The organism is Pseudobutyrivibrio sp. (assembly GCF_017471675.1).
GTDB lineage: Bacteria > Bacillota > Clostridia > Lachnospirales > Lachnospiraceae > Pseudobutyrivibrio.
The window spans coordinates 84060-105561 of sequence record NZ_JAFUSK010000005.1 but is presented as its reverse complement, the minus strand read 5'-3'; the positions used below and the strand labels follow the sequence as shown (position 1 = coordinate 105561).

Annotated in this window: 19 protein-coding genes and 1 tRNA gene; 2 read left to right on the top strand and 18 right to left on the bottom strand. The window is 39.0% G+C overall.

All coding sequences use genetic code 11. The features are described 5' to 3' along the window. Window positions 1–49 precede the first annotated feature (49 nt). The 5 genes from metA to IJ535_RS01170 form a co-directional block, all read right to left on the bottom strand. Window positions 50–973 carry a homoserine O-acetyltransferase MetA gene (gene metA, locus IJ535_RS01190; protein WP_294297631.1) on the bottom strand — a complete coding sequence of 308 codons (924 nt, stop codon included), beginning with the start codon at window positions 971–973 and terminating at the stop codon, window positions 50–52. A 34-nt stretch (window positions 974–1007) separates the two neighbouring features. Beyond that, window positions 1008–3023 carry an NAD-dependent DNA ligase LigA gene (ligA, locus tag IJ535_RS01185; RefSeq protein WP_294297628.1) on the bottom strand — a complete coding sequence of 672 codons (2016 nt, stop codon included), beginning with the start codon at window positions 3021–3023 and terminating at the stop codon, window positions 1008–1010. 16 nt (window positions 3024–3039) lie between these two features. Next, window positions 3040–3762, bottom strand: a complete 723-nt coding sequence (locus tag IJ535_RS01180) for a pseudouridine synthase (RefSeq protein WP_294297627.1) — start codon at window positions 3760–3762, stop codon at window positions 3040–3042. A 72-nt stretch (window positions 3763–3834) separates the two neighbouring features. After that, window positions 3835–5118, bottom strand: a complete 1284-nt coding sequence (locus IJ535_RS01175; RefSeq protein WP_294297624.1) for an SH3 domain-containing protein — start codon at window positions 5116–5118, stop codon at window positions 3835–3837. A 30-nt stretch (window positions 5119–5148) separates the two neighbouring features. Then, window positions 5149–5222, bottom strand: a tRNA-Arg gene (locus IJ535_RS01170). A gap of 140 nt (window positions 5223–5362) precedes the next feature. On the opposite strand from IJ535_RS01170, the gene IJ535_RS01165 reads away from it, so the two are divergent. Both IJ535_RS01165 and IJ535_RS01160 read left to right on the top strand, forming a co-directional pair. Next, window positions 5363–6220, top strand: a complete 858-nt coding sequence (locus tag IJ535_RS01165) for a shikimate dehydrogenase (protein ID WP_294297622.1) — start codon at window positions 5363–5365, stop codon at window positions 6218–6220. A gap of 14 nt (window positions 6221–6234) precedes the next feature. Continuing rightward, window positions 6235–7266, top strand: a complete 1032-nt coding sequence (locus IJ535_RS01160) for a 3-deoxy-7-phosphoheptulonate synthase (protein WP_294297619.1) — start codon at window positions 6235–6237, stop codon at window positions 7264–7266. A gap of 163 nt (window positions 7267–7429) precedes the next feature. Here the strand turns inward: IJ535_RS01160 and IJ535_RS01155 are convergent, their stop codons facing one another. From IJ535_RS01155 to IJ535_RS01095, 13 genes are all read right to left on the bottom strand, one after another. Further along, a complete protein-coding gene (locus IJ535_RS01155; protein WP_294297617.1) occupies window positions 7430–7966 on the bottom strand; it encodes an NUDIX hydrolase in 537 nt (178 codons plus the stop codon). A gap of 51 nt (window positions 7967–8017) precedes the next feature. Then, window positions 8018–9565, bottom strand: coding sequence for a ribonuclease Y (gene rny / locus IJ535_RS01150; RefSeq protein WP_330619469.1), 1548 nt, complete (start codon window positions 9563–9565; stop codon window positions 8018–8020). A gap of 144 nt (window positions 9566–9709) precedes the next feature. Continuing rightward, window positions 9710–10303 carry a regulatory protein RecX gene (locus IJ535_RS01145; protein WP_294297615.1) on the bottom strand — a complete coding sequence of 198 codons (594 nt, stop codon included), beginning with the start codon at window positions 10301–10303 and terminating at the stop codon, window positions 9710–9712. Between the two features lie 2 nt (window positions 10304–10305). Continuing rightward, the gene (recA, locus tag IJ535_RS01140) at window positions 10306–11364 is read right to left on the bottom strand and encodes a recombinase RecA (protein ID WP_294297612.1); all 1059 of its coding nucleotides are present in this window, start codon (window positions 11362–11364) and stop codon (window positions 10306–10308) included. A 180-nt stretch (window positions 11365–11544) separates the two neighbouring features. After that, entirely contained in the window at window positions 11545–12612 is a 1068-nt protein-coding gene (locus tag IJ535_RS01135) for an acyltransferase family protein (RefSeq protein WP_294297609.1), read from the bottom strand. Further along, entirely contained in the window at window positions 12612–14201 is a 1590-nt protein-coding gene (locus tag IJ535_RS01130) for a peptide chain release factor 3 (protein WP_294297607.1), read from the bottom strand. The genes IJ535_RS01135 and IJ535_RS01130 overlap by 1 nt, the downstream gene beginning before the upstream one ends. A gap of 366 nt (window positions 14202–14567) precedes the next feature. Next, window positions 14568–14741 carry a 30S ribosomal protein S21 gene (gene rpsU / locus IJ535_RS01125; protein ID WP_028236498.1) on the bottom strand — a complete coding sequence of 58 codons (174 nt, stop codon included), beginning with the start codon at window positions 14739–14741 and terminating at the stop codon, window positions 14568–14570. Between the two features lie 79 nt (window positions 14742–14820). Continuing rightward, window positions 14821–15813 (bottom strand): SGNH/GDSL hydrolase family protein, encoded by a 993-nt coding sequence (locus tag IJ535_RS01120; protein WP_294297604.1) that lies wholly within the window; start codon window positions 15811–15813, stop codon window positions 14821–14823. A gap of 166 nt (window positions 15814–15979) precedes the next feature. After that, window positions 15980–18631, bottom strand: a complete 2652-nt coding sequence (gene alaS / locus IJ535_RS01115; protein WP_330619467.1) for an alanine--tRNA ligase — start codon at window positions 18629–18631, stop codon at window positions 15980–15982. 19 nt (window positions 18632–18650) lie between these two features. Next, window positions 18651–18812: a hypothetical protein gene (locus IJ535_RS01110; RefSeq protein ID WP_294290340.1), complete on the bottom strand. Its 162-nt coding sequence runs from the start codon at window positions 18810–18812 to the stop codon at window positions 18651–18653. A gap of 98 nt (window positions 18813–18910) precedes the next feature. Further along, entirely contained in the window at window positions 18911–19843 is a 933-nt protein-coding gene (locus tag IJ535_RS01105) for a cobalamin biosynthesis protein (RefSeq protein WP_294297600.1), read from the bottom strand. A 17-nt stretch (window positions 19844–19860) separates the two neighbouring features. Next, window positions 19861–20697 carry a DNA-3-methyladenine glycosylase 2 gene (locus IJ535_RS01100; protein ID WP_294297597.1) on the bottom strand — a complete coding sequence of 279 codons (837 nt, stop codon included), beginning with the start codon at window positions 20695–20697 and terminating at the stop codon, window positions 19861–19863. A gap of 1 nt (window position 20698) precedes the next feature. After that, a complete protein-coding gene (locus tag IJ535_RS01095; protein ID WP_294297594.1) occupies window positions 20699–21427 on the bottom strand; it encodes an MBL fold metallo-hydrolase in 729 nt (242 codons plus the stop codon). Window positions 21428–21502 lie beyond the last annotated feature (75 nt).

The window sequence follows — 21502 nt, the reverse complement described above, 5'->3', positions numbered from 1 at the left end:
ATTCATATAAGCATTGTATAAAAAATTTCTACTTGTATAAAGAATCCACTCATTTTTCGCTGATTTTGTTCCACTCATAAGGTGTGTTCTGGTACACGTAATAATTCAACCAGTTACTATACAAAATATTCCCATGACTCCTCCACTGTAGCAGAGGTCTTTCCTCCGGATTATCATCAGGATAATAATTTACAGGCATTGCGATTTCAAGACCTTTATCTCTATCCCTTTTGTATTCCGTATCAAGAGTGTAACGGTCATATTCTGGATGACCCATAACGAAGATGTTGCTGCCGTCTTTGGACATGCAAAGGAATACTCCGGCCTCTTCCCCCTTTGCGCATACTACCAAATCCTCACAGGCTTCAATATCCTCTGTCTTAACATAGGTGTGGCGGCTGTGAGGAGCGTAGAATATATCGTCAAATCCACGCACCAAAGGGATTTTGCGATTCTGTACACGGTGTGGGAACACACCAAATTTCTTCTCGTCCAAATCATATTTTTGAATACCATAACGATAGTAAAGGCCTGCCTGGCATCCCCAGCACAAATGTAGTGTTGATGTAACGTGAGTCTTTGTCCAGTCAAAAACCTTGCAAAGTTCTTCCCAATAATCCACTTCCTCAAATGGCATCTGCTCTACAGGAGCACCTGTTATGATTAAACCATCAAAATATCTGTCGTATACATCTTCGATATGCTCATAAAATGTGTCCAGATGTGTCTTGCTGGTATTCTTGCTTTCGTGGCTTCCCACAGTAAGAAATGTTACATCCACCTGTAATGGTGTGTTTGAAAGTGAACGAAGTAGCTGAAGCTCCGTTGCTTCTTTAAGCGGCATAAGATTAAGAATAGCAATACTAATAGGTCGAATATCCTGGTGTGTTGACCTATTCTCATCCATAACGAAAATATTCTCATGCTCCAAAATTGCCTTTGCTGGTAAATCGTTTTGTGTTCTAATTGGCATAGTTTTTCTCCATTTTGTGCTGTAAATTTACCTACTACAATATTACTTTTGAATTAATCATTTCAAGTAATTCCTCCTCGGAAATTACCCTTACTCCCAATGAATTAGCCTTGTCTAGCTTACTTCCGGCTGCTTCTCCTGCAAGTAGATAGCTGGTTTTTTTGGATACGGAACCTGCGCATTTGCCTCCGTTTAGTTCAATAAGCTCCTGGGCTTCCTTTCGACCCATGTTAGGAAGGGTTCCTGTTATTACAAAGGTAAGCCCTGCAAAGGTATCTGTTGCCCCTTCCTTTTCAGCCTCAACCATATTTACTCCTGCAGCCTTTAACCTGGCTATAATATCTATATTCACAGGATTATGCAAATAATCATAAATAGAATTGGCGCTGATTTCGCCAATATCATTAACCTGGGTAAGCTCCTCTATGCTTAGCTCCATGATTTTCTCAATATCCTTAAACTGAGATAATAAAGTCTTAGCTGCTGCCTTGCCTACATTAGGAATGCCAAAACCAGTGAACAGTTTACTTGCATCATTTGATTTTGCTGCATCAATAACGCCTAAGAGCTTATCGGTATTCTTCTCTTTTCCAATAATGCCTTTTTCCACAAGCTCATCACGATGATTCTTAAGATAAAAAATATCAGCAATATCTTTGATATAGCCTAGGTTTACCAAATCCTCAACATATACATCTCCAAATCCCTTGATATCCATGGCATCTCTTGAAACAAAATTAATGATATGGCGAACAAGCTGAGCCGGACAGCTAGGGTTTGTACATTTCATATCTGCAGTGTCGGCATCCCTCGAAACCTGGCCTCCACATACAGGACAGATGTTAGGAATCTTGTAGGTAGTAACTCCTTCAGGTCTCTTAGAATGAACCACTTCCTTCACCTTAGGTATGATTTCACCAGATTTGTAAACAACAATTGTATCACCAATACCAATATCTAAATCATCAATAAAATCCTGATTATGAAGTGTTGCACGGCTAACTGATGTACCGCATAAACGAATTGGCTCAAATATTGCTGTAGGATTAACTCTTCCAGTTCTTCCAACAGAAAGCTCTACATCCAAAAGCTTAGTTTCCTTCTCCTCAGGCGGATACTTATAAGCAATATGACCATTAGTATACTTAGCGCTGGTAGAAAAATCGTTTCTGTAAGCAACCTGGTCTATCTTTACAACAGCACCATCTATATCAAATGGAAACTCTCCACGTAAATCTCCGATTTCATCTATAACTGAAAGAATTTCCTCTGTAGTTTCGCATTTTTTATGAAATACTGTAGGAATACCGCAAGCAGATAGCTTATCCATTCCATCGCTGTGGCTTAAGGTAAGCTCTTCTGGCCCCTGCTGAACATTAAAGACAAACATCTTAAGGCCACGCTCTTTAGTGATATTTGCATCTAATTGTCTAAGTGTTCCTGCTGCCAGATTTCTAGGATTTGCTGCAAGCTTTGCGCCTTTAAGCTCCTGCTCACTGTTAAATCTGTCAAAATCCTCATGAGACATGTATACCTCGCCTCTAAGCTGTAGGGAATCATAAGGTAAGTCCAAATACTGTTTAACATCTGGAATCACTAAAGCGTTTGCTGTAACGTCTTCACCAACAAGCCCATCTCCTCTGGTCTCCGCAAGAATAAGCTTTAGCTTATCCATAGAATCTCTTTCGTATCTAAGGGTCATACTAAGTCCATCAATCTTAGCTTCAACAGAAAACTTAGCATCAGGATGCACTGCCTTTACCTTATTTACCCAGGCTGTAACATCAGCCTTATCAAATACATCTTCGATAGAAAGCATAGGCACATCATGTGTTACCTTAACTCCCGCTTCTCTCATGGCAACGCCGCCTATCTTCTGAGATGGTGAATCAGATGTAACCCACTCAGGATGTTCCTTTTCTGCCTCTTTAAGCTGAAGCATCAGCTGATCATATTCAAAGTCACTAATCTCAGGCTCGTTTTGATTGTAGTACCTGTCCATGTGATAATCTATTTCATCAATCAATTTTTTATAAGCATTAAACTCCATTTTACACCTCTACCAGTTAATTTTTAGACCCCTCAAGCAAGGATGTAAGAACCTTCAGTTCTTCCGCCGTAACATCCCTATATGTATCTTCTTTTAAATCTGCAAGGTTAATATTCATAATTCTTACTCTCTTAAGAGTCTTAACCCTATAACCTAGCATCTGACACATTCGCCTGATTTGCCTGTTAAGACCTTGGGTAAGAATAATGTTGAATTCGTACTTAGATAGTTTTCTCACCTTGCATTTTCTAGTGATAACCTCTAGTTCATCCAGATATACCCCATCAGACATCTTCTTGATAAAATCCCCAGTTATTTCCTTATCAACAGATACTACATATTCCTTTTCATGGGCGTTAACAGCCCTCATAATCTTATTAACCAAATCCCCCTGATTAGTCAGGAGAATAAGCCCTGTACTATCCTTATCAAGCCTTCCTATTGGATAAATGCGCTTATGATAATTAAGATGGTCTACAATATTGTTCTTCTCGCGTTTTTCGGCAGTACAAACAATTCCTGCCGGCTTGTTATATGCTAAAAGAATAGGCTTTTTATCAGCATTAGATACAAGCTTTCCAGCGTATTCTACCTTATCACCTTCTGAAATCCTCTGTCCCATAACGGCAGGCTTGCCATTAACTAATACCTCGCCTGCTTCTATAGCCTTGTCAGCAGCACGCCTACTACACACACCTGCATCGCTTAAAAACTTATTCAGTCTGATATTATCTTCCAAATAATCCTCCAAAAATATAACACAATGGAGACCAATTACATGGTCTCCATAACATGCAAATTAAAATTTATATTACTGTAAAAGGTCAGTTCTAATATAGCCTTCCTTCTTGCCATATTTAACCTTTGTCCAACCTTCTGCGTAGCTCATAACAACCTTAACCTTTTCACCTGCGTAAGCTACTGCAACCTTAGATGAAGATGTATCCATCTGTGAGCGAATGTTAATTGTTGAATCAAGTGTAATTTCAGTGCCCTCTGCAAGCGAACCAGTATTTGTACTCTCAGTTGTTTCTTCTGTAGTCTCTTCTGTGTTATCAGCAGAATCAAGTGTAACAGCATCCTTTGTTATGTATGCTCTAGTTCCATTGTAATCGAACTTGTAGAAGTCACCCTCTTCGCCATAAATCTTAATAACTGTTCCAGATGTAACTGAACCTAATTTATTACTGCTCTTATCAGCTGCCTCACGAACATTTGCCTTAGCATTGATTGTTCCAGAATATGAATTAGCCTCTTCCTCTGCCTCAGCAGCGGCTTTAGCTTCTTCTTCCGCAGCAGCTGCAGCTTCTTCTTCAGCCTTCTTAGCAGCCTCTTCTGCGGCAGCAACCTCTGCATCGTAATCAGTATGCCATTTAGCATGGGCATCTGGAAGAGTTTCGCTCATGAATGTATTAAGAGCCGAGTCAGATTCAAGGGCTTTAGTGTAAGCCTCCTGAATTTCTGCTTCCATATCAAGCAAATCCTGCTGGCGGATAAATACACTGATTAAATCAGAAACCTCTGCATCCATTTCATAAATGTTATTGTTCTGATTGAATGAACCATAAGTATTATTTATGAAAAGCTTGCCATCATCATTTGTTTCTACATAGAAGAAATCAAGACCTGGCGCTGCTGTATCAATATCAGCATACTTAAGCTCAACCTCTGTAGTAACTAAATAAGAATCTGATGTAAGTCCCTGCTTTGTATAAATCTTAATATTGTTAAAGCTGTCAATATAAGCACTGTAGAACTTAATGTAGCTAATCTCCTGATCACTAACTGGAGTAGCAATTGATGAGATTGTCTCAGTATCCCCATCTGCATAAGCCACATAGTAGTCATTAATTAATGCTTCTAATTCTGTGTTATTATTCTTTTTGAACTTCTTGGTGACACTGGTATTTGTCTTAGCTGATGATTTTTCTTCCTTAGGCTCAGAGCTTGTTCCAAGGAATAGCACAAGCATCATGGCTACAAAAATACACCCCGCTAAAAAATATCTTCTGTATATATAAATAAATTCAGCACATACAAGTGCTCCGTTTTTTTTATTTTTTTTTATTTTTGTTTTTAAATCTTGTAAATTCATGGGTCCTCCAATATTAACGCTTTGAATAACTGTAGACGGCCGGATTCGAACCGGCGGTCTTCGGAGTCGGAGTCCGATGCGTTATCCAGCTACGCTACGCCTACTAATTTGTCTGCCGAATTATTGTAACACAACTTACATTTCACATCAAATTTTCTATTTATTTTTTGGTCAAAACTTTAGTTGATAAAAGTATTAAAGTATTATAAAATAATTTCAATTTTTATACGAGGAGGTTCTAGATATGAACCCATCAGGTTCTACAAATCTAATTTGCCTTTTAGGCAGCCCTGTTTCACACAGCATTTCGCCACAGATGCATAATACGGCTTTCGATGCTCTTGGGCTTGATTTTTCATATATGGCTTTCGATGTAGATAAAACAAATCTTAAAACCGCAGTAAATGGCCTAAAGGTGCTAAATGCTAAAGGCTTTAATCTTACAATGCCACTGAAGACTGCTATTATTCCTCTTCTTGATGACATTGATGATGCTGCAAAGCTTGCTAATTCTGTCAACACCTGCGTGTATGAAAATGGCAGGTTAAAGGGATACTCAACAGATGGAATCGGTTTTTTAGAGTCTATGACTGATTCTAATATTGAATACGTTGGCAAAACCATTACAATGCTTGGTGCTGGCGGCGCTGCTACTGCTATTGTTGCCCAAGCCGCACTAGAAGGTGTTAAAAAGATTAATATTCTTAAAAGAAAGAATGCATCCTTTGCCGCCACTGAAGATTTTGCTGACCTGCTCACCAAATCTACTGAATGTGATGTGATGGTTTATGATATAAACGATTCAAGCATAATGAAGTTTTGTCTTGAAGAAAGTGATATTCTTATTAACGGTACAAATGTAGGCATGGGTGATGATGATACATCACTTGTACCAATTGATTTTCTTTATCCAGAGCTTACCGTTTGTGATGTTATATATCATCCACCTGAAACTAAGCTTCTTCGCGAGGCTAAATCAATAGGATGCAAAACTATGAACGGCAAATATATGCTTCTTTACCAGGGTGCTGCTGCCTTTAAACTATGGACTGGTAAAGATATGCCAATAGAACTAATCAAAGCTTCTTGTTTTGATATATAGAAAGGACTAAAATAATGAGCTTCAATTATCTAAAAAAAATGCCAACACCTGAGGAAATCAAGGAGCAGCTTCCTGTTCCTGAGTACATTAAAGAAATAAAGGCTAAACGAGACCAGGAAGTTGCAGATATTATAACAGGCAAGGATGACAGATTCTTATGTATCATCGGTCCATGCTCTGCCGACAACGAAGATGCAGTTTGTGAATATATTGATAAGCTTGCAAGAGTTGCAGATGATATAAAAGACAAAGTGCTTGTAGTGCCACGTATCTACACTAACAAGCCTAGAACAACAGGTAGCGGTTACAAGGGTATCGCTTCTCAGCCAGACCCTAATGAAGCACCTGACATGGTAGCAGGCCTTATAGCTATGAGAAAAATGCACATCCGTGCTATGACAGAGACTCATCTTACAGCTGCAGACGAAATGCTCTATCCTGAAAACTGGGGTTATGTAGATGATTTGTTATCTTATGTTGCAATAGGCGCACGTTCTGTAGAAGATCAGCATCACCGCCTTACAGTTTCAGGCTTTGATGTAGCTTCTGGAATGAAGAATCCTACATCCGGGGATTTTTCTGTTATGCTTAATTCTGTTTACGCTGCCCAGCATCCACACCACTTTACCTTCTCGGGCTACGAGGTAAAAACCACCGGTAATCCTCTGGCTCACACTATTTTACGTGGTGCCGTTTCAAAACATGGCAACAGCACTCAGAATTATCATTATGAAGATTTAATCCGTCTTCATAATATGTACGAGGAAATGGATCTAGTTAATCCAGCTTGCATCATAGATGCAAATCATTCTAATTCAAACAAACAATTCAAGGAGCAAATCAGAATTGTAAAAGAAGTGATGCACAACCGCAATCACTCTACCGAAATAAAGAACCTTGTAAAAGGTGTAATGATTGAAAGCTATCTTGTAGAAGGATGCCAGCCTATCTCCGACCACCAGACATACGGCCAGTCTATTACAGACCCATGTCTTGGATGGGAAGATACAAGACACCTGCTCTACACAATAGCTGAGCGAAACTAAAAGGCTTCCCCCTCTGGGTTGCTAGGCTCCAGTGGAGCCTGTTTAGCAACGACCGAGCCGGGAGGCGAGACAAGCTGTCACCGCAGGTGACTGATGAGGGAAATATCTAAAAAATCCCCTCATCCGTCTGCTACGCAGCCACCTTCCCCCCTCTGGGGGAAGGCTATTTTTTGGCCGCATAAGCCATAATAGCTGCCACAGTCTTGGCATCCTGGAGGGTGCCACTGTAGCACATGTCCATAAGTTCATTAAGGTCGTAGGCTTCAATATCAATATCTTCTGCCTCATCAAGGTGTTGCTCCCCAATTTTTTCAAGGTCAGTAGCAAGATAAACATCTATAAATTCATCACAGAATGCTACTGTGGATTTTAAGGCTAATAGCTTTTCAAGCTTTCCAGCACGATATCCTGTTTCTTCTTCCAGCTCTCTGGCAGCGCAGATACTTGTGTCTTCTTCTAAGGAATCACGTTTTCCTGCTGGAACCTCTAGTGTAAATCTATCAAGAGCATTTCTGTATTGGCGTACCATAAGTATTTTGCCATCAGGACGAACCGCTAATACACAGGCTGCTCCCATTCTGTGACTTACAAAATCCCATTTTTCTTCTTTACCATTTGGCAAGCGAACTGTATCTTCATAGATATCAAGGATGGTCCCCTTATGAATAAGCTCTCGTTTTACTCTTTCTATTTTTTCCATAACAAACCTCTTTTCAAAAAAAGCGGCTGGATAAACCAGCCGCAAAATTATTTACTTTGCATAATCAGTAACTCGTGATTCACGAATTACATTGACCTTAATCTGTCCAGGATATTCTAGCTGTGATTCAATCTGCTTTGAAATATCCCTAGCCATGATGACCATATCGGCATCTGAAACCTGTTCAGGAACCACCATGATACGAATCTCTCTACCTGCTTGAATAGCAAAAGACTTTTCAACACCTTTAAAGCTGTTAGAAATTTCTTCAAGTTCTTTTAATCTGTTTGTGTATGTTTCCATAGCCTCACGTCTTGCACCTGGTCTTGCTGCACTGATAGTATCAGCAGCCTGTACAATACAAGCTATGAGTGTTTCTGGCTCAACATCTCCATGATGTGCCTCAACAGCGTTAATAACTGTCTGAGACTCTTTGTACTTACGGCAAAGATCAGCGCCAAGCTGTACATGAGTACCCTCTTGCTCTCTATCTACTGCCTTTCCAATATCATGCAATAAACCAGCACGCTTTGCAACTCTAACATCAAGACCAAGCTCTGCAGCAAGTAATCCTGATAACTGAGCTACCTCGATAGAATGCTTTAACACATTCTGACCGTAGCTTGTTCTGAACTTCATCTTACCAAGTAATCTAAGAAGCTCTGGATGAATTCCCTGAACGCCAACCTCAAGTGCGGCTGCATCGCCTTCCTCACGGATTTGCTGTTCTACTTCCTTCTTAGCCTTCTCTACTGTCTCTTCAATTCTAGCTGGATGAATACGTCCATCTACAATAAGCTTTTCCAAAGCAATACGTGCAATTTCACGTCTGACTGGATCAAATGCAGATAAAATAACTGCCTCTGGAGTATCATCAATAATAAGCTCTACGCCAGTCATAGTCTCAAGAGTACGAATGTTACGTCCCTCTCTACCAATGATACGTCCCTTCATCTCATCATTAGGAAGCTGTACAACTGAAATAGTTGTCTCAGCAACATGGTCTGCTGAACACTTCTGGATAGCACTAACTACTATCTCTCTAGCCTTCTTATCAGCCTCATCCTTTGCCTGAGCTAAGCTTTCCTTAATAAGTTTTGCTGCGTCTAACTTGACGTCTTCTTCTACAGATTTTAAAAGTTGTTCTTTTGCTTGTTCGGAGGTAAGTCCTGAGATTCTCTCTAGTTCCTGCACACGCTGCTGATTAAGCTTTGAAACTTCTTCTCGCTGCTTGTTAAGCTGTTGTTCCTGACGAGCGAATTCAGCTTCTCTCTTCTCCACTGCATCGAGCTTCTTATCAAGATTATCTTCCTTCTGAGATAATCTGTGCTCGCTTCTCTGAATTTCTGCTCGGCGCTCACGGATTTCTTTATCAAGGTCATTCTTCTGCTTCATGGCATCTTCCTTTGCCTCAAGCATTGCTTCCCTCTTCTTAGCTTCCGCATTCTTCACTGCTTCATCAATGATTTCACGAGCCTTAGCCTCGGCAGAATTAACCTTATTCCTACCTTGCTTCTCATGAATCTGATTAGATACAAGTAGTGTGATAACAACTGCTAAAGCGGCAACGATAACTGCTACGATAATCGTTACGCCCACAGGAGCACCTCCTTATTTAATTTTCTAATTGGAATATAAAATAAAAGCTATTATGCTCTCATTTATAAACTTCAACATAAATAGTTTAACTTTATATAAAGCGTATGTCAAGACTAGGTATACCACATATAGTATGTGAATAAACTATTTTAATACCCTATTTATACTATCCGACGAGAACCCTCTTCCTGCAAGAAATCTATACATCTTAGCCCGCTCTTCGTAGGTGGCATTTTCTTTATCATAGTTCTTCTTTAAAAGGAGCTTTTCAATCAAATCAGATTCATCAGATGTATATTCTTCATCCATTACCCTGTCTATTACATCTGCCGATATTCCTTTTCCAATAAGATCCTGCTTAAGCCTAAGCTTGCTTCTGGAATCCTGATAAAATCTAATGTGACTTGCTGCCATTCTAGCATCATCTAAGTATCCATATTCGTTAATATAATCGATAGCTATATCAACAATCTCTTGTGAATAGCCCCCCTCTTTAAGCTTATCCCTAAGATTCTTTTCAGAGCGATCTTGCTTTTCAAGCAAATGTAAAGCTCTCTTTTTGCAGCGAGGAATAAGGATATCTGTGACTATCTGATTATAATCAACCTCAGATAAATCTGCCCCTTCCTCTATACCATAGCTTTCGTATTCCTTTTTATATAGAACAAAATCTGTCCCGCCAGCGAGACAGATTTTTGCTCTTCCCTTAGTTAATTTAACAAGAGATAAAACTTCCATGATTATTCAATAACCTCTGTTGGGATATCGTCCTTCTTATCCCCACCTACTAAACCAACTTCAGACTCATCTGCTTCTGAGTAATGGTCACGGATAGCATCTGCAATCTCCTCGCAAACGTCAGGATTCTGCTTAAGATATATCTTAGCATTCTCACGTCCCTGGCCAATCTTTTCTCCAAGATATGCATACCATGCACCAGACTTCTGAACAATATCAAGGTTAGCAGCCACATCAAGTATATCTCCTTCACGAGAGATACCTTCACCGAACATAATATCAAACTCAGCCTCTCTAAATGGAGGTGCCACCTTATTCTTAACAATCTTAGCTCTGGTTCTGTTACCGATAACCTCGCCGTTTTGCTTAAGAGCTTCGATACGACGAACATCAATACGTACTGATGCATAGAACTTAAGAGCACGACCACCTGTTGTTGTCTCAGGATTACCAAACATAACGCCAACCTTCTCACGAAGCTGATTGATAAAGATAACTACACAGTTTGTCTTAGCAACAATACCTGTAAGCTTTCTCATAGCCTGTGACATAAGACGGGCATGTAAACCTACGTGGGAATCACCCATATCACCATCGATTTCTGCCTTAGGAACAAGGGCTGCTACTGAATCCACAACAATGATATCCATAGCGCCAGAGCGAACCATTGTCTCTGTGATTTCAAGAGCCTGCTCGCCATTATCAGGCTGTGAAATATATAAATCATCAATATTAACGCCAATTGCCTTAGCATACTTAGGATCAAGGGCATGCTCTGCATCGATGAAACCGGCAATACCGCCAGCCTTCTGAACCTCTGCTACAGCATGAAGTGCAAGTGTTGTCTTACCAGATGATTCTGGACCGTAAATCTCGATAATACGGCCCTTAGGAAAGCCACCCTGACCTAATGCTATATCAAGGCTGATAGAGCCTGTAGGGACTGTTTCTACCTGTATATTAGCTCCCTCACCAAGCTTCATTACAGAACCCTTACCATATTGTTTTTCAATCTGCGAAATCGCAGCATCTAATGCTTTAAGCTTATCTTCGTTTGCCATTTTATAAAACCTCCGTTCGGAACAATTGTTCGTTCTTTATGTATAATAATAGTTAATATGAAATTAAATGTCAACAAAAAAATGGGATAAAAATTGAAAAAACAAAAAATCAAAAAACAAAAAAGACGGCAACATCAGTCACCGTCAATTACTATACACTCAAATCAAAATAGAGTCAAGCTATTTATTTTTAAGCTTAAGGCATGGCTGCTCTATAAAACGCCATGTTATAAATGAAAGAGGCAATACAATAATTATTGTTAAAAGCATATTAAAATAAGGATTAATAGATAAGGTATTATATCCGTAGGTTGGTTCTCCTAAGTACTCAACCAAAGTCTGTTGTATAGGAAAAGACATAATATAAATGCCATAGGATAAATCCCCTATTTTGTCATACCAGGTTGCTATAAATCGTTTTTGGAAAGCAATGTAAAAAATGATGTATGGTCCAAAAATACTAAAGGTAAATATAAAATTACAAAAAAGGATTCCAAGCACTAATCCAACAAAAGCAACCACAAAAGCCTTAAAAGAAAGCTTAATCTTATCTGAATATAAATAATATGCCATTCCCATAGTAAAAAACATACCAAGCTTTGACATATTAAGAACATATCCTGTGGAAAGCACTGGGACATTTGTGAACACTCCTGCATTTATGCATAAATATAATGCAGTAAGAACAGCATACATAGCAACTACAACTGCTCTTCTTTTTTTCCATAGGAAAGCTGTAATTGCCACAATAATATACCATATTACCTCATACATCAGTGTCCATAGGGAGCCATTAATACTATGAATATAGTGATAAGGAAAAACTCCTGGTAGATTTGTATCTGATGATATAAATACCAAATTAAGCAAAAAGCCCCTTAGGTCTCCATAATGAAAATACTGATAAAAGGTGTATTCAGATATAATAGGTCCTAAAATAAATGCTAAAACCATTACTACAACAAATAATAACGGCCATATTCTAAGAAAGCGAGCCTTAGCGTACTTAACAACACTTTTTGACCTATCAAAGCTTCTACAAATCAAAAAGCCACTAATGATAAAAAAGATATAAACCGCAATACCACCAGCCAAATCCTTATGATTTGTAAGAGTGTAAAAAACATCTTCTGTCTGTGATCCAACGCTGACAGCAAAAGAGTGCATATAAAGCACCATAAGACTGGCAATTAGTCGGATTATATTTAGGTTATTCTTTCTATCAATAGCAGCTTCATTAATTGTCATTAGTTCGTACCAAACTCCGATAATACTAGGCCTTCATTTCTATCTAAGACCATACCAACAGACCATGAGTTAACAAATAGCAACAGTGGTCTATCTTTTAAATCTTTAATCTTCTTCATATCAGATGTGCCTGAAATTTTATCCAGGTCGTAATCTCCCTCAATCCATCTAATATGCTCATAAGGAAGATTCTCAAGTGCAATTTCAACATTGTACTCGTTATTTAATCTGTATTTCAATACATCAAACTGAAGTACACCTACAACACCTACGATGATTTCCTCCATACCAGTGTTAAACTCCTGGAAAATCTGGATAGCACCTTCCTGGGCAATCTGAGTGATTCCCTTCATAAATTGCTTACGCTTCATGGTATCAATCTGACGAACACGGGCAAAATGCTCTGGTGCGAATGTAGGAATACCTTCAAACTTAAATGGCTTCTTAGCTGATGTAAATGTATCTCCAATGCTATATAAGCCTGGATCAAATACGCCGATAATATCACCTGCATAGGCCTTATCAACTATCTTACGCTCATCAGCCATCATCTGCTGTGGAGCCGATAGCTTTGCCTTACGTCCTCCCTGCACGTGTAGATAATCCTTTGAGGCATCAAATGTGCCTGAGCAAATACGAAGAAATGCTACTCTATCTCTGTGAGCCTTATTCATATTAGCCTGAATCTTAAATACAAATGCTGAAAAATCCTCAGAAAATGGACTAATCTCTCCTGCATCACTTTTACGAGGAAGTGGACTATATGTCATCTGAAGGAAATGTTCAAGGAATGTCTCAACACCAAAGTTAGTAAGGGCTGAACCAAAGAATACAGGACTAAGCTCACCGGCTGTAACCTGTTCCTGGTCAAATTCAGCACCTGCACCATCTAATAGCTCAAGCTCTTCCATAAGCTGGTCGTACTTATCCTTACCAATCTCTTCTATAAGGGCAGGATCATCAATCGAAACTATGCGTTCCTCACCCTGCTTTGTTCCCTTTTGAGTGTCAGAGAACATGCGAACACATCTAGTATTTCTATCATAAACACCCTTAAATTCCTTACCTGAACCAATTGGCCAGTTAACAGGAACTGTAGCAATACCAAGCTCATTTTCAATATCGTCAAGAAGCTCAAATGTATCATTAGCATCCCTATCCATCTTATTAATAAATGTAAATATAGGTATATGTCTCATAACACAAACCTTAAAAAGCTTTCTGGTCTGCGCCTCAACACCCTTTGATGCATCGATTACCATTACCGCTGAATCTGCGGCCATAAGTGTACGGTATGTATCCTCGGAGAAATCCTGATGTCCAGGTGTATCCAAGATATTGATACAATAACCATCATATTCAAACTGAAGTACAGATGAAGTTACAGAAATACCTCTTTCCTTCTCTATCTCCATCCAGTCAGATACTGCATGTCTGGCTGTAGCCTTACCCTTTACAGAACCTGCAAGATTAATCTGTCCACCGTATAATAAGAACTTCTCGGTAAGTGTAGTCTTACCGGCATCAGGGTGGGAAATAATCGCAAAAGTACGTCGTCTCTTAATTTCTTCTTCAACTGAACGAGCCATATAACCTCCAAAATATAACCCGCCTGTTACGTCTACAGGCATTAATATAATCCGCGGACCTCTTAGTATTACACGCTCCCGGAGGCCACCTTCCATACTCAAGTAAGGTATCCTCCCTAAAGGGTCCCTCCTTACTTGGCATGGAGCATCTCCGTTTCACTCCGGTCGGTGCTAAGCGAATGTCCACAGGACATTCAGCACCCTCCTCGCGCTTGCCTACTTTACTAGTCCGCTCACATAACTGTTTTATTATTTAGAGCTGAGAGAAATTACTCAACTCCACGTTAGATTGTACGTAAACCGAAAAATAGCCTGTACCAACATAAACTGGTACAGGCCATGATTTCATAAATTCTCAAACGTAAATTAGAACTTACGCTTTCTAGCAGCCTCAGACTTCTTCTTACGCTTTACTGAAGGCTTCTCATAGTGCTCACGCTTACGAATCTCCTGCTGGATACCAGCCTTAGCACAGTTTCTCTTAAATCTACGAAGAGCGCTGTCTAATGATTCGTTTTCTTTAACTGTAACATATGACATAGTCTAATCCTAACCTCCCTCCATCTGGGGACTTGTACTTAATATATTCTAAAGCACTAACAAGCATTATAGCATAAAATCAATATTCGTCAACTATTATTTGAATATTTTCCCTATTAACAGCTTGAATAATTCCATCTGCAATATATGACATAGCCTTGTCATTAGGATGAATTGCAACTGCACTATCATTTACTCTATGAATTCTTCCATCATTTCCTGACACTCTTTGGCCAATGCCTGATGTATAGCTTGAATTATTCCTTATGGCAGAAATATCAATATAATCGAGCCCTAATTCATCGGCAACACTCTTTTTTATGCTATCTCTACCTGACATACGCCAAAAATCTCCAACTAAGATTACCTTAGCTGTTGGCACACTCTTTTGTATATACTGAACTAATATCTCGTAGTCCTCTTTAAAATTTTTCATGCTTTTGATATTCTCTCCAACCTGAATTACCACAAGGTCGTAATCTTTAGCAAGAATTGTATCGAGATTAGGTAATATTTTAGAGCGAACAGAGCTTCTTTCCCAGGTAGAAAAGCCTACAACATCATAATCTACTAATGGGTACATCATCTGCAAACCGCTAACGGTCTGATGCACATAGTCCTTTTCAGGTGAGCTTGCAGCCATTCCCCAAGAACCCCACCAGTAACTGCATAAAGGATGTATTGTAATAGAATTACCAATAAACAAAGCTTTGTATATATCATCTGTTTGATTTGGCTGGATAAGTGTACCAGTAGGATCTGTAACCTGTGGCATCTCATTATTTGCTAAATTAGAAGGATTAAAAGCCACTGCATTTGCATAAGGCGTTCTTCCTTCCCATTTACCCTTTGTTACGTAATGCTTAAGCAAAACGTCAAAATCAGTACCATAAAAAGCTGCTATATCAGGATTTGTTCTGGCATAATATTCAGCATCAAACATGTAATCTGTCTGGGGTACGATAATAGCTGCATTGGCTACATTGTGTCCTGAATTAACACATTCCACAACAAAAACAACAGCTATAAATAACGCCAGTTGTCTAAGTATTCTTCTAGTAATACCCTTCATTGTTATGTCCTCCACTTTTAGTATCAACCCATATACTATCTAAAAGTATTGTCAAAAATGTGAAAAAGAAAAAATATAAAGCTACTAGGGTTAATAACAAAAATATTTCTCACCCCGGCACAAAGCCTGGAATGAGAAATATTTAATTCTGTTATTTACTAGTAGCTTATATCATACCCTCAAGTACTGTTTTGGCTTCTGCAAGTGCATCTGCAATGCCTGCTGGGTTCTTTCCACCAGCCTGAGCCATGTTTGGACGACCACCGCCGCCACCGCCAACCTTAGGTGCAATAGCCTTAACAAGGTTACCAGCATGAGCGCCTGCCTTCTGAGCTGCATCAGTAGCCATAACAACAAGGTTAACCTTACCATCACAGTCAGATGCAAGAACGATAACGCCTTCACCAAGCTTATTCTTAAGATCATCGCCAAGGTCACGAAGTCCATTCATATCAACACCAGCTACTGATGTTGCAAGAAGCTTAACTCCCTTAACCTCAACTACTGAATCCATAACATCGCCAACTGCTGCCTGAGCTGCCTTAGCCTTCATAGATTCAAGTTCAGAATTTGTCTCCTTAAGCTGCTTCTGAAGATGAGCAATCTTTTCTTCTACATCTGCTGGCTGACACTTAAGAGCTGTAGCTACAGCATTAAGCTTAGCCTCGATATCTGCATAGTATTCAAATACAGCAGCACCTGTGATAGCTTCGATACGACGTGTACCAGCAGCTACACCGCTTTCTGAAAGAATCTTGAATGCAGAGATTTCTGATGTGTTAGATACATGTGTACCACCACAAAGCTCTGTTGAGAAATCTCCCATCTTAACAACGCGAACTTCTTCGCCATATTTCTCACCAAAGAGAGCCATAGCACCGCTCTTCTTAGCTTCGTCGATAGACATGATAGCTGTAGTAACTGCAAGTCCTTCAGCAATCTTGTCGTTAACCATCTTTTCAACCTTTGCGATTTCCTCATCAGTCATAGCTGAGAAGTGAGAGAAATCGAAACGTGTTCTGTCAGCATCCTGGTATGAACCCTTCTGCTCTACGTGTGTACCAAGTACCTCGCGAAGTGCCTTCTGAAGAAGGTGAGTAGCTGAATGGTTCTTGCAGATACGAGCGCGGCGAGCAGCGTCAACCTTAAGTGTAACCTTATCACCAACCTTAATCATACCTGACTTCATTTCACCAACGTGGCCAATCTTACCACCCTTGAGCTTGATAGTATCCTTTACTTCAAACTCACCGTTTGGTGTAGAGATGATACCTGTATCACCAATCTGGCCACCCATTGTAGCATAGAAAGGAGTTTCAGGAACGATGATTGTACCAACTGTTCCTTCTGCAATTGTATCAACAATCTCAGTCTCTGTAGTAAGTACTGTAACAGTAGACTCAGATGTAGTCTTGTCGTAGCCAACAAACTCAGATGTAACATTTAAATCGATATCATCATAAACAGATGCATCAGCACCCATGTAATTTGTCTCTTTACGAGCAGCACGAGCCTTCTGTCTCTGCTCCTCCATGCAAGCCTCAAAGCCTGCAGCGTCATATCCAAAGCCCTTTTCCTCAAGGATTTCTGCTGTAAGGTCTACAGGGAATCCGTAAGTATCGTAAAGTTTAAATGTGTTCTCACCTGAAAGCTCCTTAGCTCCAGATGCCTTAAGCTCTTCTTCCATCTTAGCAAGGATTTCAAGACCCTTATCGATAGTCTTGTTGAACTGCTCTTCCTCTGCTGTGAGAGTCTTGAAGATGAATTCTCTCTTCTCCCAAAGCTCTGGATAGCCATCCTTACATTCATTAATAACTGTCTCAGAAAGCTTAGCCATGAAAAGACCATCAATTCCAAGAGCACGACCATGCTTTGCAGCACGTCTGATAAGACGACGAAGAACATAGCCTCTACCTTCGTTTGAAGGTGTAACACCATCAGAAATAAGGAATGTAGATGAACGAATATGGTCAGTAATAAGACGGATTGATACGTCATCAAGAGCATCTACCTGATACTGCTTACCTGACATTTCACAAATCTTATCACGAATAGCCTTCATTGTATCAATATCAAATACAGAATCTACATCCTGCATAACAACAGCAAGACGCTCAAGACCCATACCTGTATCGATGTTCTTCTGAGCAAGCTCTTCATAACCGCCTTGGCCATCACCGTTGAACTGTGTAAATACGTTGTTCCAAACCTCCATGTAACGGTCGCAATCGCAGCCAACCTTACAATCTGGCTTACCGCATCCGTATTTTTCTCCACGATCGTAATAAAACTCTGAACAAGGACCGCAAGGACCAGCACCATGCTCCCAGAAGTTATCACACTCTCCTGTTTCAGGGTCGCGATAGAAACGAGTGATGCGCTCTGGTGCAACGCCAACTTCCTTCGTCCAAATTTCAAAGGCTTCCTCGTCCTCTCCATAAATAGATGGATAAAGACGATTAGGATCAAGCTTAAGTACTTCTGTTAAGAATTCCCAAGACCAGGCAATAGCCTCGTGCTTGAAATAATCACCAAAAGAGAAGTTACCAAGCATCTCAAAAAAAGTAAGATGGCGAGCCGTCTTACCTACATTGTCAATATCTCCTGTTCTAACACATTTTTGACATGTTGTGACGCGTCTTCTTGGTGGAATCTCCTGACCTGTAAAGTATGGCTTAAGTGGTGCCATACCAGCGTTGATAAGAAGTAAACTGTTATCATTCTGTGGTACAAGAGAAAAACTGTTGAGACAAAGATGACCTTTGCTCTCAAAGAATTCCAAGTAGGCGCGTCGTAAATCATTAACACCGTTATTCAAAACAATAGTCCTCCAAAAATTATTCCTGTTCAGAAGGCTCACTATTCATTTCAGTAATGCCCTTCTTCCTGTCGCTAGACTGGCGAAGCTTGATTCCAATAAAACCTCCGCATAAGCCTAAAACAACCAGTATGATCATTTTAATTAGATAACTTGCAAAACTAGATAAAAATGCAGACATAGCAATTCCTCCTATATTACAAAATATTTAACCAATTAAATCTTACTACATACTTGAATAAATTATAATCCAAAGCACTTTTAAATTCCACCCGTATTTCAGAAAATTAATAATAAAATCACTAAAATTAACTGATATATCATACAGGTATTGCGTAATAAATTGGTTGCAGTTCTTAAATCCTTTGGTGATGCTATATTATCCTCATCCCCAATATGTCCGTTTTTCAATGTAATTCCCAAAGCCCCAGCATAAGCTGACACTGCTTTAAATCTATCTCTAAGGTGAATATACTGGGCATTTTTGCCATTAAAATCGCCGAAGGTATATTTGGCGGCAAATACTGTAAGTGCCCCATTTATCCTGTTTGGGATATAACCTATTAAATAAATAAGCTTTGCTGGATAATATCCAAACAGCATATATCTATTTTCTTTGCTACATCCATTGCTAAAGATTCCTACCCGGCTTTCTATAATATGAAGACAACGATACAAAAAAGCTCCTACCGGTCCAAAGAAAAAGGCTATTAAGAATGGATTTAACACTAAATCTGTAGCACCACTGGCAATAAATGTAATAGTCTCCTTTGTCAATGCCTCTGCTGTATCTGCCTTACTACCAGAAGAAGTGAATTTTTCTGCCATTCCTTTCATAGCAGCAAAGCCACTTCCATAATACTCTGACATAACTGCTCTTCCGCCATAAAAAAGATAATGCCCTTCTAAACATAGATAAGTAGCAAATGCTTCAAAAATCACACCTGTAAATATTGAGATTTCATAAAATAACATGTTAAAGAACAAAACAACAGCAAGCACAGGAGCAATAACTAAAAACACAAGCCATAGACCAAGCTGACGTTGTTTAGAATCTTCTATCAATATTATTTCATCACCAAGTAGTGCCCTATCCAAAAAGCGTACATATTCCTTTATTGTATCAAAGGGATTCCATATACTATATATTCTTCCAAATACAGCATCTAAAACTGTGCCAAGCAAAAGTGCCAATAAATGATACTTAAACATTATTCATCCCCACTAAGTTACTTATTCCTTTTATGATAAAACTGAAGCTGTTGAACGTATCCTTCAAATCCGCTGTAACTACTATTTATATATTCAAGATATTCACTCTTAGAATAATTACTGTAATCCTCGGCAATTATCTTTTTCATCCAGGTATCAATAGGATAGCTTTCCATAAAATGAAAACCATAAAGCATAATACAATTGGCAACCTTAGGACCTATGCCTTTGATTTGAAGCAACGCCGAATATGCATCCTCATAGCTCATTTGACTGATTTTTAAAATATCAAGCTTCCCTTCAACCACCTGCTTTGAAATACCAATTATGTAATCTGCCCTGTAGCCTAAAGCTGTACCATCCATAAGCTCATCCTGCGGTATATAGGCTAAAACATCAGCCTTTGGAAAATGAATTCCATCAGAATATCTATCGCAAAGACACTGAATTGATTTTTTTATCTTAGGAATGTTATTATTCTGTGATATTACATAAGAAATAAATACTTCCCACAAATCCTGTCTTAATATTCTCATACCAAAGGAATCCATAAGAGATTCTTTTAAAAATTTATCATTTGACTTACGTATAAGATTATTGTATTTAACATAATCTGTATTAAAGTCAAAATAATTCTGCCAGAATTCCCACTGGCTCTCTTCACAGACAAAATCCCAGGTATCTGTTTCCTTATTTAGATAAAAATATATATCATTGTCTCCAGAACATGCGCTATAGGTATCAGGCATTCCATCTGCCCCTTTTGTTTCACGCTTCATTCTAAAGACCTGCCCTGAGTTCATTATAACCTCAGGATTAAATTCTTCTGCTGTAAGCTTTTTGCTAAAAACCATTCTAGTCCTCTATTTCAAATATCATATTTTCTCTATCTATATCAACCACCCGCTCCTTCAGGTTAGCCACATCAGGTCTGGTCTTAAACCTATTTATCCATTCATACTGCCCCCACATATTCATTGGAAAAATGGTATCGCAATCGATATGCTTGATAAAATAATCCATACCAAGGAAGTACCCATCTTCCCCCATTCTTCCATCCATAGGAACAAATCCTATATCGAATTTACGATTTAAAATAGGCTTTAGGTATCGCCTGTATTCTCTGCCATATTGCTCCCCGTATAATTCTCCGCGGCCTTCAGCATTCCACCAGTTAAGAGTGCCTGCAAAATATATATTAAAATCCCCTACACTTATAACGAAGGCTAATCCCACATCATTAGATCTAAGCGTTTCGATTTTCATATCATCCACCTCATACTTATGAAGTGGCTTTACAAACTGCACTCTTTCCTTTTCTACTATTCCTTTATTTATCTTAATATCTTTGGAAAGAATAAATTTTCTTACACCATTAATATTAAAAATATCCTGAGTGTAATGATCCTTGCGACCATTGCTGGCAAAAACGTAAAGTGGCTTTTCAATATCAAATTCCGGCAACCCACCTCTGTACTCTACGCTAGCAGATAAATCATCCCTGTTAAAATAATCAAATAATAAATATCTATCCATAAGCTCAACAACAAATGAGCTGTGCATTAAATAATATACCTTAACCATCTTATCCTCCTTAAGGTATTTTAACACACTTAAATAAAAAGGACATCCACAACCGTGGATGTCCTGATATTAATT

Coding starts and splice junctions, on each gene's coding strand:
- metA (WP_294297631.1), bottom strand. CDS start 973: ATGCCAATTAGAACACAAAACGATTTACCAGCAAAGGCAATTTTGGAG.
- IJ535_RS01160 (WP_294297619.1), top strand. CDS start 6,235: ATGAGCTTCAATTATCTAAAAAAAATGCCAACACCTGAGGAAATCAAG.
- IJ535_RS01100 (WP_294297597.1), bottom strand. CDS start 20,697: ATGGTTTTTAGCAAAAAGCTTACAGCAGAAGAATTTAATCCTGAGGTT.
- ligA (WP_294297628.1), bottom strand. CDS start 3,023: ATGGAGTTTAATGCTTATAAAAAATTGATTGATGAAATAGATTATCAC.
- IJ535_RS01130 (WP_294297607.1), bottom strand. CDS start 14,201: ATGGCTCGTTCAGTTGAAGAAGAAATTAAGAGACGACGTACTTTTGCG.
- IJ535_RS01145 (WP_294297615.1), bottom strand. CDS start 10,303: ATGGAAGTTTTATCTCTTGTTAAATTAACTAAGGGAAGAGCAAAAATC.
- IJ535_RS01110 (WP_294290340.1), bottom strand. CDS start 18,812: ATGTCTGCATTTTTATCTAGTTTTGCAAGTTATCTAATTAAAATGATC.
- IJ535_RS01095 (WP_294297594.1), bottom strand. CDS start 21,427: ATGGTTAAGGTATATTATTTAATGCACAGCTCATTTGTTGTTGAGCTT.
- IJ535_RS01135 (WP_294297609.1), bottom strand. CDS start 12,612: ATGACAATTAATGAAGCTGCTATTGATAGAAAGAATAACCTAAATATA.
- IJ535_RS01155 (WP_294297617.1), bottom strand. CDS start 7,966: ATGGAAAAAATAGAAAGAGTAAAACGAGAGCTTATTCATAAGGGGACC.
- IJ535_RS01165 (WP_294297622.1), top strand. CDS start 5,363: ATGAACCCATCAGGTTCTACAAATCTAATTTGCCTTTTAGGCAGCCCT.
- rpsU (WP_028236498.1), bottom strand. CDS start 14,741: ATGTCATATGTTACAGTTAAAGAAAACGAATCATTAGACAGCGCTCTT.
- IJ535_RS01175 (WP_294297624.1), bottom strand. CDS start 5,118: ATGAATTTACAAGATTTAAAAACAAAAATAAAAAAAAATAAAAAAAAC.
- recA (WP_294297612.1), bottom strand. CDS start 11,364: ATGGCAAACGAAGATAAGCTTAAAGCATTAGATGCTGCGATTTCGCAG.
- IJ535_RS01120 (WP_294297604.1), bottom strand. CDS start 15,813: ATGAAGGGTATTACTAGAAGAATACTTAGACAACTGGCGTTATTTATA.
- IJ535_RS01105 (WP_294297600.1), bottom strand. CDS start 19,843: ATGTTTAAGTATCATTTATTGGCACTTTTGCTTGGCACAGTTTTAGAT.